We start from the raw sequence: 15,113 nt of genomic DNA, 5'->3' as shown, positions 1-15,113 counted from the left end.
TCCGGTTTCACTTATTTTCCCTGCAGAAGAGATATCATTCGATGTTAAAAAATTAGTTATTACTTTGAAAAAATGGAATATAGATGTTCATATACTAAGAGGTAAACATGGGTTTGCTGACACATTTTCTAAGAACTATTGTACACAGTCATTTGAAGAAGCAGAAATATTAGTAGATAACTTTTTGAGGAAGACAAATTATGTTTTTCCATAGGGCTTATTGCTTAAAAATAGTCCTTTATTCCTCTTTTGATTCTATATTATTATGAAAAAAGTATTTAAACAACGAGGAGAACATTATGCATGAAACAGAGGTAAAAGGTATCTTATCAGCTCAAAATGGAATAAATATATACCGTGGCTGTACTCATGGCTGCATTTATTGCGATTCAAGAAGCAATTGTTATCAGATGCATCATGATTTTGAGGATATAGAGGTAAAGATTAATGCACCGAAAGTTTTAGAGGATGTCCTGCGAAGGAAAAGGAAGAAATGTATGATAGGCACGGGTGCAATGAGTGATCCATATATTCACTTGGAAGAAAAACTGGGGAACACTAGAAAGTGTATTGAACTTATTCATTCACATGGATTTGGACTGTCCATACTGACCAAGTCCTCAAGAATTTTAAGGGATCTAGATTTACTCAAAAAAATTAATGAGAAGACAAAGTGTGTTGTTCAGATGACCCTTACTACTTATGATGAGGATTTGTGTAAAATTATAGAACCCAATGTCAGCACTACGAGAGAACGGTTTGAGGTGTTAAAGATAATGCGTGATAACGGGATTCCTACGGTAGTTTGGTTGAGTCCTATTTTACCATTTATTAATGATACAGAGGAAAATATTCGGGGAATACTGGATTATTGTATAGAGGCGAAAGTACATGGCATTATTTGTTTTGGCATGGGATTAACCTTAAGAGAAGGAAATAGGGAATATTTATATAAAAAGCTGGATGAACATTTTCCAGGAATGAAGGAGCGATACATAGAAAGATATAACTATGCATATCAGATACCAAGTCCTAACAATGATAGGTTGATGAATATGCTGAAAAGAACCTGTAAATCCCATGGTATGTTGTGTGATATTGAAGCATGCTTTAATTATCTTCATAAATTTGAGGGAAGAAATGAGTATGAGCAGTTAATGCTACCTGGACTAGAATAACGGTGCTGTATATGATAAATTAATTTTTATGGGGGAGATTTAATGAGTACTATGCAAAAATTAGCTAAAGGAGATACAATCGGTATATTTTCACCTTCCGCACCAATAACATACACCTGTCCTAAAAGGTTTGATAAGGCTAAGAAATATATATAGAAAATAAAGGATTCAAGATTGTGGAAGGTAGTCTAACTGGAAAATATGATTATTATAGATCAGGGAGTATCAAGGAAAGAGCAGCAGAATTAAATAGTTTAATTAGAAATCCTGAAGTAAAATGTATTATGGCTACTATAGGAGGCATGAATTCGAATTCACTTCTTCCATATATTGACTATGAAGAACTGAAAAGAAATCCAAAGATAATAATAGGTTATTCTGATGTTACAGCAATTTTACTTGCTATATATGCAAAAACAAAAATTAATACCTATTATGGACCTGCGTTAGTAGCATCATTTGGGGAGTATCCTCCTTTTGTTGATTGTACATACCAATATTTTAAAGAGCTTCCTATTGATGAAACAGAATTTCCATATACTTTAAATACTCCATTCTTTTGGACTGAGGAATCTATAGATTGGGAAACGCAAGATAGAGCAAAGGAACAAAAGGAAAACCAGTTAATTACAGTAAATGGCGGGAAAACTCAAGGAAGGTTAATTGGTGGAAATTTAGATACAATGCAGGGAATCTGGGGTAGTGAATATATGCCTATAATAAAGGATGGTGATATACTATTTATAGAGGATGCATCTAAAGACCCAGGAACTATTGAGAGAAGTTTTTCTTTACTGAAGATAAATGGTGTATTTAATAAGATTTCAGGAATCATACTTGGAAAGCACCAAATGTTTAATGATTGGAAATCAGAAAGAAAACCATATGAAATATTATTAGAGGTATTAGGATCTAACAACTTACCATTCATCGCAGACTTTGATTGCTGTCATACACATCCAATGCTAACTCTACCAATAGGGTGCGAAGTTGAACTGGATGCTACAAATAAAAAAGTAACTATTATTAACAATGACTACGATTGAAATTAAGTATTATGGTTAATGAACTAATTAAAAGTTATAAGTAGAAAGGAAGTTTAGCATGTTTGAAGAACTTAATAGAGAACTTATAAATGCCAAAGAAAAATTATAGTGTTGCAAATCAGTTTTATCATGGTAGTCAAAGTAAAGGGAATACAGAGAAAACTATTGAGGTAGTTAAGACAAAGTTGAATTCTAAAGAAAAAGACCTTGGTAAGATTATATATTTAAATGCCAACGAAATAATAGGAGGATATATTTATGATAGAAACGAAGCGCCTTTTTATAATCGATGCAACAGAAGCTGACATTGAAACTATTATTAATTTAGAAAGCCATAAGGACAATCGGAATTTCATATGGCTTGGTACATATGCAGAACATAAGGCTGAAATTGAAAGTAGAGACCATTTACTTTTTGTAATTAAACAAAAAGAAGATAATTAAATTGTTGGATTTGTATTGATTAAATTAGATTTTAAATCTGAAATCTTTGAATTACGAAGAATTGCTATTTCTCATAAAGGACTAGGGTATGGCAAGGAATCTATGATTGCATTATTAAAGTATGCATTTGAAGAGAGAAATGTAAACCGTTTTTGGCTAGATGTATATCCGGATAATGTGATAGGAATTAAACTCTATAAAGGACTTGGAATGCATCGTGATGGTGTGCTAAGGGAGAATTATAAATCTGAACGAGGTTATTTGGATCAAATCATATATTCTATGCTAAAAAGAGAATATTTTAAATGAACTTTATTTTAAAATAAGTTACGATGCTTTGATATAATATCTGAAGGGGATGTACATAATGCTTATAATTAGTGCGGTTATTACATTGGTAATGACTGGAATAGTTGGTTATTTATCAAAGTCTAAGGTTAGAACATCTAAAGATTTTATATCAGGTGGCAATAAACTTGGAGTCATGGGTGTTACAAGTATGCTTATGGGTTCAATAATAGGGGGAGCCTCTACTGTAGGAACTGCTCAAATGGCTTATAATAGAGGTATTGGAGCAATATGGTTTATATTGGGGCTTTCTATTGCAAGTATAATGTTGGGCTTATTTTATTCAAGTCAGGTAGATAAAAAATCTGCAGAAACAATTCCACAGATAATAGGAAATACATATGGCAAAAAAGCAAGAACAACATCTAGTGTTTTATTATCCCTAGGTATGTTTATTCATATTAATGGTCAGATTATAGCCTGTACTGCTTTGTTTACTGTAGTGTTCCATATGAGTATTACTAAATCCGCAATAATTGTTGTATGTCTACTTGTAGCTTATGTAGTATTTGGTGGTTTCTGGGGAAGCACAATGGTAGGAGCGGTAAAAACAGTTCTTCTATATGGCACAAGTATAATATGCGGTGCATTACTAATATTTAAGTTTAATGGAATTAGAGATATAACTTCTCTTTTGCCACAAGAACCATGGTTTAATTTGTTTAGTGGGGGAGTGTCTTCGGATTTAGCTTCTGGAATATCAACAATAGTTGGAGTATTATCAACTCAAACTTATTTTCAAGCTATAATGGCAGGAAAGAATTCTAAAACATCAAGAAGAAGTGCATATTTAGTGGCATTTTTAGTTTTACCAGTTGGAATTGTATGTACAATGATTGGGATGTATATGAGAATTCATCATCCTGGTATTGTACCAAGTGAAGCATTTCCATTGTTTCTTATGAATTATTTAAATCCTGCTTTCGCTGGAGTATGTATTGCAACTGTACTAATATCATCTATAGCAACAGGAGCAGGTCTAACTTTAGGAATTGCAACTATGTTTGTTAGGGACATTTATAGTCAGTGCATAAATAAGAAAGCGGGAGATAAAAAGCAGCTTTATATCTTGAGAGCAACTATAATTTTTATTGGAATTATGTGTTTATTAATAGTAATAAATAACAAAGATTCTATGATACTTGATTGGGGGTTCCTTTCTATGATTTTTAGAGCTACACCAATTTTTATCCCAGTTGTTGCCGCAACGTTTTTTAGAAACAAGATACGAATTGAAGCTGGTATATATTCTATAATAGTAGGTCCGATGGCTAGTTTAATATGGATTTTACTAGGTCTTGGGAAAATAAATTCAATATATATAGGATTAACGATTAGTGTTTCTGTACTCTTAGGTATGAGTAAATTTTATAGCTTTAAATCAGGTATTGATGATGGCTTAAATAGATAAACAATTAGGAAGGGGCTTAAAATGGAATCTTTTACAGAAAGAGTTATAGAAATTATAGAAAGCATACCTGAAGGTAAAGTTATGACATACGGTCAAATTGCAGCTATAGCAGGCAGCCCCAGAGGAGCTAGGCAGGTAGTCAGAGTTCTTCATTCCTTAAGTGAGAAATATAAATTGCCTTGGCATAGAGTTGTAAACTCAAAAGGGGAGATTGGTTTAAAAGATTATGAGTCTCATAATTTGCAGAAAATGTTTCTCGAAAGTGAAGGTGTAAAATTTACTAGACATAATGCTATAAATCTAGATGAATTTCAGTTTAATGGTTATACTAACGTTAAAGGACTTGACTCTTAAGGGGCATAAAAATACTCCATAAGAATCTATGGAGTATTTTTACTATTATATTATGTTTTTGCAAGAGCTAGATTTTTTTACTCCTATATATAAATACAGCAATATTGACAGCAGAGAATCCTACTAAAATATATATTGCTCTAGCAAGGAATGGGACGGACCCAAAGATAAAACTAACTAGATTGAAATTTAATAATCCTAAAAGACCCCAGTTTAATGAACCTACCAATACAAATATAAATGAAAGTTTGTCTATATTATTTAACTTATACATAATTCCCCCCAAACTATTATAATTGTTCTATTGTATAAATTATATTATAAATATAATATTTTAGAACTATTTAATATTTGATTTAAAGCGTAAATAATATTAAGATAGATATATCTATCTTGATATATCTATCTTATAAAAACTATTTTAGAAAGTACAATTGAAATATACGAACATTTTCGTTACTATTCATATTAGTGTATGTTATAATATGAATGAAATTCGTTTTATATCCTAATACGTACGTATGGAGGCAGAATATGAGAAATTCTTATAATACACCATTAAATAGTAGATACGCGTCAAAAGAGATGAGTTATTTATTTTCTGATGATATGAAATTTAAAACTTGGAGAAAACTTTGGGTTGCCCTTGCTGAAGGTGAAAGGTCACTAGGAGTTAATATTACTCAGGCTCAAGTTGAAGAGCTGAAATCTTATGTAGATAACGTAAATTATGAAGTGGCTGAAGAAAAAGAAAAAGAAATAAGACATGATGTAATGAGCCATGTATATGCATATGGGGTTCAATGTCCTACTGCAAAGGGAATTATTCACTTAGGGGCTACAAGCTGCTACGTAGGAGATAATACTGATTTAATAGTAATGAAAAAAGCTTTATTATTAGTTAAGAAGAAGTTGGTTAATGTAATTAGTAAATCTTCTAAATTTGCATTAAAATATAAAGATGTACCTACTTTAGGGTTTACTCATCTGCAGCCAGCTCAATTAACTACTGTAGGTAAAAGAGCAACTTTATGGATTCAAGAATTAGTAATGGACCTTGAGAATTTAGACTTCGTTGTAGATAAGATGAAATTAAGAGGGGTTAAAGGAACAACCGGTACTCAAGCAAGCTTTATGAATTTGTTTGATAATGATGAGAAAAAAGTAAAAGACTTAGATAAATATGTAGCGAAGAAAATGGGATTTGAAGATACATATCCAGTTACTGGTCAAACTTATTCTAGAAAATTAGACTCTATAATATTAAATACATTATCAGAAATAGCTCAAAGTGCATACAAATTCAGTAACGATTTAAGATTACTTCAAAACATGAAAGAAGTAGAAGAGCCATTTGAAAAAAGTCAAATTGGATCATCTGCAATGGCATATAAAAGAAATCCTATGCGTTCTGAGCGAATTAGTGCACTATCCAGATATATTATAGTGAATTCATTAAATCCAGCTATAACAGCTGCAACACAATGGTTTGAAAGAACTTTGGATGACTCTGCAAATAAGAGAATATCCATAGCCGAAGCTTTCCTAGCCCTTGATGGAGTATTAAATCTATATATAAATATAGCTGAAAATATGGTAGTATACGAAAAAGTTATTGCTACCCATGTAAGCAGCGAACTTCCATTTATGGCTACAGAAAATATTCTTATGGAAGCAGTTAAAAGGGGCGGGGACAGACAAGAGCTTCATGAAAACATTAGAGTTCATTCTATGGCTGCTGCAAGACGAGTTAAAGAAGAAGGCTTAAATAATGATCTTATAGAAAGAATTATAAATGATGATAGTTTTAAGATGCCAAAGCAAGAGATTCTAGCTATAATTGACCCAGTTAAATTTGTAGGTAGAGCTCCAAGTCAAGTTGTAGAGTTTATAGATGAATATGTAAAACCAATATTAGACGCTAACGAAGATGCATTAGGTGTAGAAACTTCTATAAATGTATAATCCTTAATATCATAAATAAATTAGACTATAAGAAGCTACCACTAATGTAACTATCTGATTCCAAATCTCCTGCACTTGTGAAAATGCAGGAGATTTAGTATATAAATGAATTAAAATATAGGACTTGAGGTGATATTTTTGGAAAAATGGGAATATAGAACTGTTAAAGTTGAAGTAAAAGGTATGATGGGTGGAATAGTAGAAGTAGACCATTTTGACAATGAACTTAATAAACTTGGAGAATTTGGATGGAAATTAGTATCGTGTTTCGCAACTGCTCAAGCATATGGAGCAAGTAGAGAAATAATATCAGTTTTTAAAAGAAGAAAATAACTATATTTTTAAGGTGTCAAAACAAATATTATTTGAAATATAATTAGTTTATAAAATTAAATTAATTATATTTCAAATAAGTATGATTTTACCCCCTCTTTTGTAGTATAATAATGTCGTGAAATGTAAGTTTCACGACATTATTATGTTTATTGGAGGTACTCATGAAATCTAGCATGGAAAATGTTTATAACAATGATATCCCGGACTTTCTAAATGATTATTTTAATTATCTAGCTACTATTAAAGGTTCTTCTATTAATACTATTGTTGCTTATACTGCTGATTTATCATTACTATTAAAATTCTTAAAAGTTTATAAAGGATTAGAACCATCAGATAAGTCCCTGCCGCTTGAGGAAGTTATTATAAGTGACTTAACCTTAGATACGTTAAAAAGCCTTACATTGCAGGATTTATATGCATTTGTATCCTATCTTGGACAGCAAAGAGCTAATGGCAATTATGCCAAAGCAAGAAAAATTGCAGCTATAAAGTCCCTATTTAAGTATTTGACCACAAAAGCTAAAGTCCTAAATATCGATCCAACAATAGATTTGGAGTCACCTAAACTTGGCAAGCGAAGCCCCGTTTTTTTAACTTTGGATGAAAGCAAGACCCTTCTAGATGCTACAAACTCTAGAGATAAGCATTCTATTCGAGATCATAGTATTATTACTTTGTTTTTAAATTGTGGACTCAGACTATCAGAGCTTTGCAGTATAAACATATCATCTATGAAAAATGATACTTTATCGATTATTGGTAAAGGAAATAAAGAGCGAACAATATATTTAAATAAGTCATCTCTTATAGCAATACATAAGTATTTACCTATTAGAAATACAGAAATCGAAAAAATTCATGTCGAGGATAAGGATGCCCTCTTTATCAGTGGTAAATTTGGAAGAATTAATAAAAGAACTGTAGAAAGAATTGTGAAAAAACATATAGGTAATGCAGGCCTTAATAAAAGCAAATATACGCCTCATAAATTAAGACATACCTCAGCTACTCTTATGTATAAGTATGGTAACGTAGATATTAGAAGCTTACAAGAAATTTTAGGTCATGAAAATATTTCTACTACCCAGATATATACTCATGTAGATAATGAAAAACTAAGAAACGCGGTTAAGTCAAACCCACTTTCTGATGAATAAAAAAAGTATATATTACTAGTAATGCTTTCACTTCGCTAAGAACTACTAATTTTATTTTTAATTAATCTGCTAAAAAACATAAACTCGCTTTTGCTCAAACGTATGTTTTTCTTAACGCACCTTAATTAAAAATAAAATAAGAAGTTCTAAAGCTCGACTCAATGCATTATACGTAATATATACTTTTTTTTGCGTATAATAATGTTTCCAGTATATATTTATATTTTCTTAAGTCTTATAAGTCCAGGGAATTCTTCTTCAAGAAATTCTGAGTTATCTTCTTCATCTTCGAGAAGCTCTTTGACCCCTTCTATATCGTCTATAAATTCCCAAACCTCATTATTTTCAGGTATAAAATCATCCTTATTTAAATTAGAAAGTTCCTCAGCTGCTAATAATGATTCATAATCTTCGAGATTTGGTAGTTCATCAACTTTATTGTAAGTACTATCATCTTCTTTAGGTAGGTCAATTTTTTCTGTTTCATAAGATTTATCTTCTTTTTCATGTAAATCTATTTCCGAAGCATCATTATTAGCTACTACCTCTTTATTTACCTCATCCTCAAAGACCTCATCAATTTTTATAGCTTTAACATCGTAGCCTTCGAGTTCTAAACATTTTCCGCAATTATTACATTTCTTATTTGAATTTAATTCGCAGACTTCACATTCTCCGCAATTATTACATATTTTTTTATCATTAAATATACAATTTTCAGACATACAACACCCCACTAGATTTATTTAAAATACGTTCATAATGCACTATTATAACAAATAAGGCTTCATTAATCAACTGTAAAACGCTATGTGTACATAAGTTTAAGCTTACACCAGCTATGTGTTTTTGAAGAATTATTATCAACTATAAAATAGAACATAAGTTTGATGTTATTACATTAATATGGTATAATTCTACTATGAATGTGAGGTGTTTCTATGTTAACTCAAAAAAAAGATAAACAAAGTGAAATATATAATTTTATTAAGGAGCAGGTTCAACTTAAAGGATATCCACCTTCAGTAAGGGAAATATGCGTGGCTGTTGGTTTAAAATCTACCTCTACTGTTCATGGCCATTTAGAAAGATTAGAGAAAAAAGGATATATTCGTAGAGACCCTACCAAACCTCGCGCAATTGAATTATTAAAGGATTCTGTCATAAGAAAAGAACTAATAGATATACCTATTATAGGGAAAATTACAGCTGGAATACCAATACTCGCTGTTGAGAATGTTGAAGATACCTTTACTATTCCTTTAAATTTTACTAAGACCAACAATGAATTGTTCATACTTAAAGTTTCTGGTAGCAGTATGATTGAAGCAGGAATATTAGATGGAGACCTAGCTATAATTGAGAAAATCAATACCGCGAGTAATGGTGACATAGTAGTAGCTCTTATTGATAATGAAGCAACTATTAAAAGGTTTTTCAAGGAAAAAGGTCATATAAGGCTTCAACCTGAAAATTCATCTATGTCTCCTATTATAGTTGAGGATTGTTCAATTTTGGGCATACTTGCGGGTATTTATAGGAAGTATTAATTCCCTTCTTCTAAATATTTAGCATACAACAAAAGCTTGCAATGATTATATCATTAGCAAGCTTTTGTTGTTTCACTACTACTTTCTATTTTAAATAACTCTTGAAAGTGCTATTAATATTCCAATCTTAGCATGATCAAAAGTTAAACCACCCTGCAAATATGCTATATAAGGTTCTCTAATTGGAGCATCAGCAGATAATTCTATAGATGACCCCTGAATAAATGCACCTGCTGCCATAATAACCTTATCTGCATATCCTGGCATATCCCACGGTTCACATTGAGCAAAAGAATCAATGGGAGAACCCTCTTGTATACCCCTACAGAAATTGATTACTTTTTCCTTGTTATTAAATTTAATAGCCTGAATTATATCACTTCTTTTATCAGTATATTTTGGAAGAACCTCAAATCCTGCAAGTTCCATAATTCTTGCACAGAAAACAGCTCCCTTAAGTGCTTCCATAGCTACATGTGGCGCTAAGAATAGTCCTTGATATAAAGAACGCATCACCCCAAATGTAGAGCCACATTCTCCCCCTATGCCAGGAGTTGTTAGTCTATAAGACGCTTGCACTACATATTTTTCTTTACCTGCAATATATCCACCAGTAGGTGCAATCCCACCACCAATATTTTTAATGAGTGATCCAGCAACTAAGTCTGCACCAACATCTGTAGGTTCATTGACTTCAATAAACTCTCCATAACAATTATCTACAAAACAAATTACGTTTGGATTTACAGCTTTTGCCGCATTTATAATCTCTTCTATTTCACAAATTAATAGTGCTTTCCTCCAGCCATATCCAGTAGATCTTTGAATATGAACTAGTTTTATTGACTCATCTCCCTGCAGTGTCTTTTTAATTAGGTCAATATCAACTTTAGAGTTATGATTTAATTCTAATTGCTTATATTTTACACCATAATCTTTTAATGAACCTATATCTTCCTTAACATTTATACCAATTATATTAAGAAGTGTATCGTAAGGCGTTCCACATACAGACAGCATAGTATCATTAGGTCTTAAATTACCAAATAAGGCAGCACCAATTGCATGTGTTCCATTTACAAAATGTGGACGTACAAGTGCACTCTCACAATTAAAAATTCTTGCATATACTTTATCTAATGAATCACGACCGATATCGCCATACCCGTATCCAGAAGAATTTGTGAAATGAGCGTCGCTAATTCGCTCATCTTGTAATGCAGTCAAAACCTTAAGCTGATTAAACTCTCTTATTTCATCAAGAATTTTAAACTCCTCTTGCACATCTCGCAATGCTACCTCATATAATTCTAGTGTTTTCGAGCTTATTTTATACTTATTTTGAAGGTATTCTTTTGTTATATCTATCATGATTCCTTTTCTCCTTTTGTATTATGTATTTTAACTTATGTTTAGATAATATAATTAAAATAAAATGCACTGCACTATTTAGTTATTTAAATTACAATATTAATAATAACATACTTCAATCCATATAGTGTATTTTCAAGTCTGAATTATACCTTGCGTGTCCCCTGTTTAGAAAATACTTCTTCAATAATCTCTTCAACAGTTTGTTCTAATTCTTCACCCGCTTTTTTATACTCAACTTCAAATTTTTCATTTTGATCTTTCAAAAAGTACATTAACGCGTAATAAGTAGGTTTAAATTTATCCTTAAGGTTAAATTCATGTTCATTAAACAGTATCAATAATGAATTATATTGTTTTTTAGCCATTAGAGATATTAAATACTCATTAATCAGCTTATTATATTTATCTGTATCTATTGATAGTTGTAAAAATAAATGAGCTTTTTCTAAGGAGTCCTCTATTAGATCATTCCTAAGTAGAGTTTCAGCTAATTTACGAGTAGTGTTAAAACTATTACTATCATTCTCCTCTAGGTCCCCTTTACTGCACCAATTTTCAAAAAAATCTACAAGCCATTGGACTTGATGTTTTTCTTTTTCTCCTCCAAACCGCATTAGATACCAAATGTTAAAAAATCGTTCTTTAACCTGGTACATGAAATTTTTCTTATTTACAGGTATTTTATTTATTACTCCGTTTTTTTCTAATTGATTTAGTTGAGCTGATACTTCTTTGCTTTGCATTTTTATTTTTTCTGCTATTTCTTTTGTGGTTGTTGCATCCCAGCTTAGAGCTATAACATCAACAATTTCTTGCTGCACTGGAGATAAACTATCCATTGTGTGTTTATAAAGAGGCGTTACTCTATCAAGTAACATATCTAGTTCTTTTAGGAATGGTTCGTCGCCCGTAATAAAAATATCGAAAAGTAATGTAATGATTCTTGGTACTCCACCGGTTAAACGCCTTAAAGCTTCTATTTTTCCACTATTAATTTTAAGTAACTCATTTATATCTTTCTTATTAAAAATTTCACCTAACTTTTGAAGAAATTCCACAGTTTCTTCTTCACTTAAGCCTTTTAATTTAATCAGCTTAAAGAAGTCGTAGAAGGGCTTATCATAATTAGAAGCAAATTCTAAGACCTCTGAAGATGATCCTATAATTCTAATCTCAGCAGATGTTAAAAGAACTTCTCTTAGTTTTTGCTGCTCATAGGTTTTGAACTTTTTTAGAATATCTCCTATATTATCTATTAAGAGTATTAGCTTTATGTTTTTTTCTTTAAGTTTTTGTTCAAGGATCTTAAAGCATATATCCTCATAGTGTTCGTCTCGAGCGTATTTATTCATTTCATCATAAAGACCTATAAATTCATTGTTTTCAATTTCGAGATGCTGCGCTGTTACCTCCCAAAGTTTAAATAATCTGCGTATATTATATTGCTCCTCTGGGAATATAACTGGAATAAGTCTTGCTTTTAATTCCTTGTCTCTTTTTATTTCAAAGTATAATCTTTTTAACAAGGTCGTTTTACCATAGCCTCTTTGGGCATCTATAATATAATGCTGCTCTGGATATTTCATGTCAGAATCCTTTATATCTTTGAGAATTTTTTGAAATTCTTTTTTTCTTATTACGAACCTATCAATTAAGTCTTTTTCTGTTAGATTATTTGGATTATAAAGATTTAAACTGCTAGTTTGCATTTCTTTTACACCACCACATTCTTAATATAGGGGAAGTAAATGTATATATGTTTTCCTCTGCATCATTAATTATATATCCATCATCTATAAGAGTATTTAAGAGATCTTTATACGTTTCGCAAAGATCGTATCTCACGGCTAAATCATATATTTCATTATAAGTTATCATCTTAGCTTCTGTTATAGAAATTATGTTTAATACTTTTATAATAAATTTATAATCATTATTTTTGTACACCTTAAGCCTCTCATACCAACTACTAAATTTATTATTTTCTTCTATCATACTTTTAATTGCTAAATCAACTGATCCAATGCATATAGCTCGTAATTGGTCTTCATCATAAATGTCCTGAATTTTATCCATAGCAAGTTGAATATAAAAAGGAATTAACCACTTAATTTCATGTAATAAATGATTTATAGTTTCCTCATCCATTGTAAAATCAAGCCCTTTAAGTAGTTCATTTATAAGATTCTTCCCTTCTTCATCACTTAGGGGTGTGACTTTTAATATATCTAGGTCATTTATGAACTTTGAAGAATCCATACGTCTTGCAATACCCTCTAAACTTATTGAACCTGTATATATGAATTGAAATTTATCATTAATATCACTATTTTGTCTTAATGCTCTATTACTTTGAAGAAGATGAACTGCATATGTAGTGCCTTCCTTTTGTTGAATGTTTTCTATTGTTTGAGCAAATTCATCTATCATTATAATTAATTTGTGCTCTTCTAAATCAATAGATCTCATAATGTCTATAAATTTTTCATAATAATTCAATTCAATATTTTTGCTAAACTTAACCGAATCTATACCAACTTCATCTAAGTTTTTAAAAATATTTTTTGCTAAATCTTTAATAGAATTTATTACTTTGTCTTTTTTCTTTATTGAATCACAATTTAAAATGGCTTTTACAATCTCCTTGTAATATTTATTTTCGTTATCTACTGATTCCGTAATCACGTAGACTATATAATATTTATCCTTTGGATTATCTTCTATGTACCTCATTAGAGATGTTTTTCCAACTCTTCTTGGAGCTGAAATTATAATGCTACTCTCTGACTCAATTTTTCTCCATAATTTATTTATTAGAATAGGCCTCTTAAAAAAATTTTCCCCTCTCGCAGCTTGCCCTGTCGTAATTTTCATAATTATCGCCTCCTATATTCCTTATATTTACAATGATACGTGACAAAAAATATTTTGTCAAGTATTTTAACAAAATATTTTTTGTCAGCAATACAAAAATAATAAATTTTTATTATTTTTGTATGCTATTGTATTAAAAAAACCGCAACTATAAATGTGACGGTTTTGTAAAGTATTAGTTTTTTCTATTAGATTAGTTTTTTTACCTTTCAAGTATAAATAATTTTTCTACCGTAGTGTTTAATAGTTTAGCAAGGTTCATAGCTAATTCCAGAGTAGGATTATACTTTTCATTTTCAATCGCATTTATGGTTTGCTTAGTAACACCAAGCGTAGTTGCTATATCCTCCTGTCTAAATCCAAGGTGTTTTCTTAATTCTCTTATATTATTTTTCATCTTTTCCAATTTCCCATTTCAAAAATAATTCACTTCCTCTAAGAACAATATTTTGCGATACTAAAAGAAGGAATCCTAATCCTAATATTCCTGTCTGAGTGTAATCATAGACAACCCAAATTGCTAGAAAGAGGATTGTATAACCCCAAGCCCATTTTGTAGCTTTTAAAGTAATACTCAGTTCCATTTCATCCATTTTTTTCATAAAATTCACTCCCTTATTTAAATTATAATAAGTAACTTACCATTACTAAAATAACTATAAAACATAACAACGCACCAAGAGATTTTTTACTAAAAAAAACCCGCATAATGTAAAAAGTATTTTACATTTTCATTTTAACACTAACCCTAACTAAATGTAAATATAATTTTACTTTTTGATGTAACTGAAAACGGTGCAAGTGAAATTCTTTTACTTGCCTTTGGCTTTGTTGTATCTAGTATGCCGGAAAAACCTTTCTGTAGAGTATGAGAAACATTAATATAACATTAAAAAAGACTAACGCCTTTTCATCAGCATCAGTCTTTTTTTGCTTGGATATTCTTTTAATATAAAATCAAAATATGCGAAAATGCTATAAGTTTACCTTGGTATGATTATTATTTTTTTTGATATATGCAAAAACCACACCTTTTTCTTTTCTTAAATCTATTAATTCATTATTTGTTTCAG

The 15,113-nt window shown here is 30.6% G+C and carries 17 protein-coding genes and 1 pseudogene; 11 read left to right on the top strand and 7 right to left on the bottom strand.

From position 1 onward, the window contains the following. The 7 genes and pseudogenes from JJE11_RS04265 to JJE11_RS04235 form a co-directional block, all read left to right on the top strand. A pseudogene (locus JJE11_RS04265) lies at positions 1–214 on the top strand (dienelactone hydrolase family protein); the annotation flags it as partial. Positions 215–299: 85 nt separating this feature from the next. Beyond that, positions 300–1,178 carry a radical SAM protein gene (locus tag JJE11_RS04260; RefSeq protein WP_291633008.1) on the top strand — a complete coding sequence of 293 codons (879 nt, stop codon included), beginning with the start codon at positions 300–302 and terminating at the stop codon, positions 1,176–1,178. 176 nt (positions 1,179–1,354) lie between these two features. Beyond that, positions 1,355–2,224 carry a S66 peptidase family protein gene (locus JJE11_RS04255; RefSeq protein WP_291633007.1) on the top strand — a complete coding sequence of 290 codons (870 nt, stop codon included), beginning with the start codon at positions 1,355–1,357 and terminating at the stop codon, positions 2,222–2,224. A 258-nt stretch (positions 2,225–2,482) separates the two neighbouring features. Continuing rightward, entirely contained in the window at positions 2,483–2,668 is a 186-nt protein-coding gene (locus JJE11_RS04250) for a hypothetical protein (protein WP_291633006.1), read from the top strand. Beyond that, a complete protein-coding gene (locus JJE11_RS04245; RefSeq protein WP_291633009.1) occupies positions 2,669–2,977 on the top strand; it encodes a GNAT family protein in 309 nt (102 codons plus the stop codon). A gap of 58 nt (positions 2,978–3,035) precedes the next feature. Then, complete coding sequence (locus tag JJE11_RS04240) at positions 3,036–4,427, top strand: sodium:solute symporter (protein ID WP_291633005.1); 1,392 nt, start codon at positions 3,036–3,038, stop codon at positions 4,425–4,427. Positions 4,428–4,448: 21 nt separating this feature from the next. Beyond that, on the top strand, positions 4,449–4,781 hold the full coding sequence (locus JJE11_RS04235) for an MGMT family protein (RefSeq protein WP_291633004.1): 333 nt from the start codon (positions 4,449–4,451) through the stop codon (positions 4,779–4,781). Positions 4,782–4,848: 67 nt separating this feature from the next. Here JJE11_RS04235 and JJE11_RS04230 read toward each other — a convergent pair whose 3' ends face one another. Beyond that, positions 4,849–5,055 carry a DUF378 domain-containing protein gene (locus JJE11_RS04230; protein ID WP_291633003.1) on the bottom strand — a complete coding sequence of 69 codons (207 nt, stop codon included), beginning with the start codon at positions 5,053–5,055 and terminating at the stop codon, positions 4,849–4,851. A gap of 260 nt (positions 5,056–5,315) precedes the next feature. Here JJE11_RS04230 and purB point away from each other — a divergent pair, with 260 nt between their 5' ends. From purB to JJE11_RS04215, 3 genes are all read left to right on the top strand, one after another. Further along, on the top strand, positions 5,316–6,746 hold the full coding sequence (gene purB / locus JJE11_RS04225) for an adenylosuccinate lyase (RefSeq protein ID WP_291633002.1): 1,431 nt from the start codon (positions 5,316–5,318) through the stop codon (positions 6,744–6,746). A 129-nt stretch (positions 6,747–6,875) separates the two neighbouring features. Next, positions 6,876–7,079, top strand: coding sequence for a DUF4177 domain-containing protein (locus JJE11_RS04220; RefSeq protein ID WP_291633001.1), 204 nt, complete (start codon positions 6,876–6,878; stop codon positions 7,077–7,079). Between the two features lie 164 nt (positions 7,080–7,243). Further along, positions 7,244–8,242, top strand: coding sequence for a tyrosine recombinase XerC (locus JJE11_RS04215; RefSeq protein ID WP_291633000.1), 999 nt, complete (start codon positions 7,244–7,246; stop codon positions 8,240–8,242). Between the two features lie 218 nt (positions 8,243–8,460). Here JJE11_RS04215 and JJE11_RS04210 read toward each other — a convergent pair whose 3' ends face one another. Continuing rightward, entirely contained in the window at positions 8,461–8,967 is a 507-nt protein-coding gene (locus tag JJE11_RS04210; RefSeq protein ID WP_291632999.1) for a hypothetical protein, read from the bottom strand. 216 nt (positions 8,968–9,183) lie between these two features. On the opposite strand from JJE11_RS04210, the gene lexA reads away from it, so the two are divergent. Next, on the top strand, positions 9,184–9,792 hold the full coding sequence (lexA, locus tag JJE11_RS04205) for a transcriptional repressor LexA (RefSeq protein ID WP_291632998.1): 609 nt from the start codon (positions 9,184–9,186) through the stop codon (positions 9,790–9,792). 90 nt (positions 9,793–9,882) lie between these two features. Here lexA and JJE11_RS04200 read toward each other — a convergent pair whose 3' ends face one another. From JJE11_RS04200 to JJE11_RS04180, 5 genes are all read right to left on the bottom strand, one after another. Then, complete coding sequence (locus JJE11_RS04200; RefSeq protein ID WP_291632997.1) at positions 9,883–11,163, bottom strand: methionine gamma-lyase family protein; 1,281 nt, start codon at positions 11,161–11,163, stop codon at positions 9,883–9,885. A 146-nt stretch (positions 11,164–11,309) separates the two neighbouring features. Next, positions 11,310–12,875: a hypothetical protein gene (locus tag JJE11_RS04195; protein WP_291632996.1), complete on the bottom strand. Its 1,566-nt coding sequence runs from the start codon at positions 12,873–12,875 to the stop codon at positions 11,310–11,312. Next, entirely contained in the window at positions 12,865–14,040 is a 1,176-nt protein-coding gene (locus tag JJE11_RS04190; RefSeq protein WP_291632995.1) for an ATP-binding protein, read from the bottom strand. Before JJE11_RS04190 ends, JJE11_RS04195 begins: the two co-directional genes overlap by 11 nt. A 202-nt stretch (positions 14,041–14,242) precedes the next feature. Then, positions 14,243–14,437, bottom strand: coding sequence for a helix-turn-helix transcriptional regulator (locus JJE11_RS04185; RefSeq protein ID WP_291632994.1), 195 nt, complete (start codon positions 14,435–14,437; stop codon positions 14,243–14,245). Continuing rightward, positions 14,427–14,642: a hypothetical protein gene (locus JJE11_RS04180; protein WP_291632993.1), complete on the bottom strand. Its 216-nt coding sequence runs from the start codon at positions 14,640–14,642 to the stop codon at positions 14,427–14,429. The genes JJE11_RS04185 and JJE11_RS04180 overlap by 11 nt, the downstream gene beginning before the upstream one ends. Between the last annotated feature and the right edge of the window lie 471 nt (positions 14,643–15,113).

The organism is Clostridium sp. (genome assembly GCF_016650095.1).
Taxonomy (GTDB): Bacteria; Bacillota; Clostridia; order Clostridiales; family Clostridiaceae; genus Clostridium_AD.
The sequence above is the reverse complement of the archived record's forward strand: the minus strand, read 5'-3'. Positions and strand labels throughout refer to the sequence as shown.

What these genes read in the sequence shown, in the direction of transcription:
- JJE11_RS04230 (WP_291633003.1), bottom strand. Translation starts at nt 5,055, where the DNA reads ATGTATAAGTTAAATAATATAGACAAACTTTCATTTATATTTGTATTG.
- lexA (WP_291632998.1), top strand. Translation starts at nt 9,184, where the DNA reads ATGTTAACTCAAAAAAAAGATAAACAAAGTGAAATATATAATTTTATT.
- JJE11_RS04200 (WP_291632997.1), bottom strand. Translation starts at nt 11,163, where the DNA reads ATGATAGATATAACAAAAGAATACCTTCAAAATAAGTATAAAATAAGC.
- JJE11_RS04210 (WP_291632999.1), bottom strand. Translation starts at nt 8,967, where the DNA reads ATGTCTGAAAATTGTATATTTAATGATAAAAAAATATGTAATAATTGC.
- JJE11_RS04195 (WP_291632996.1), bottom strand. Translation starts at nt 12,875, where the DNA reads ATGCAAACTAGCAGTTTAAATCTTTATAATCCAAATAATCTAACAGAA.
- JJE11_RS04185 (WP_291632994.1), bottom strand. Translation starts at nt 14,437, where the DNA reads ATGAAAAATAATATAAGAGAATTAAGAAAACACCTTGGATTTAGACAG.
- JJE11_RS04260 (WP_291633008.1), top strand. Translation starts at nt 300, where the DNA reads ATGCATGAAACAGAGGTAAAAGGTATCTTATCAGCTCAAAATGGAATA.
- purB (WP_291633002.1), top strand. Translation starts at nt 5,316, where the DNA reads ATGAGAAATTCTTATAATACACCATTAAATAGTAGATACGCGTCAAAA.
- JJE11_RS04250 (WP_291633006.1), top strand. Translation starts at nt 2,483, where the DNA reads ATGATAGAAACGAAGCGCCTTTTTATAATCGATGCAACAGAAGCTGAC.
- JJE11_RS04240 (WP_291633005.1), top strand. Translation starts at nt 3,036, where the DNA reads ATGCTTATAATTAGTGCGGTTATTACATTGGTAATGACTGGAATAGTT.
- JJE11_RS04180 (WP_291632993.1), bottom strand. Translation starts at nt 14,642, where the DNA reads ATGAAAAAAATGGATGAAATGGAACTGAGTATTACTTTAAAAGCTACA.
- JJE11_RS04215 (WP_291633000.1), top strand. Translation starts at nt 7,244, where the DNA reads ATGAAATCTAGCATGGAAAATGTTTATAACAATGATATCCCGGACTTT.
- JJE11_RS04190 (WP_291632995.1), bottom strand. Translation starts at nt 14,040, where the DNA reads ATGAAAATTACGACAGGGCAAGCTGCGAGAGGGGAAAATTTTTTTAAG.
- JJE11_RS04235 (WP_291633004.1), top strand. Translation starts at nt 4,449, where the DNA reads ATGGAATCTTTTACAGAAAGAGTTATAGAAATTATAGAAAGCATACCT.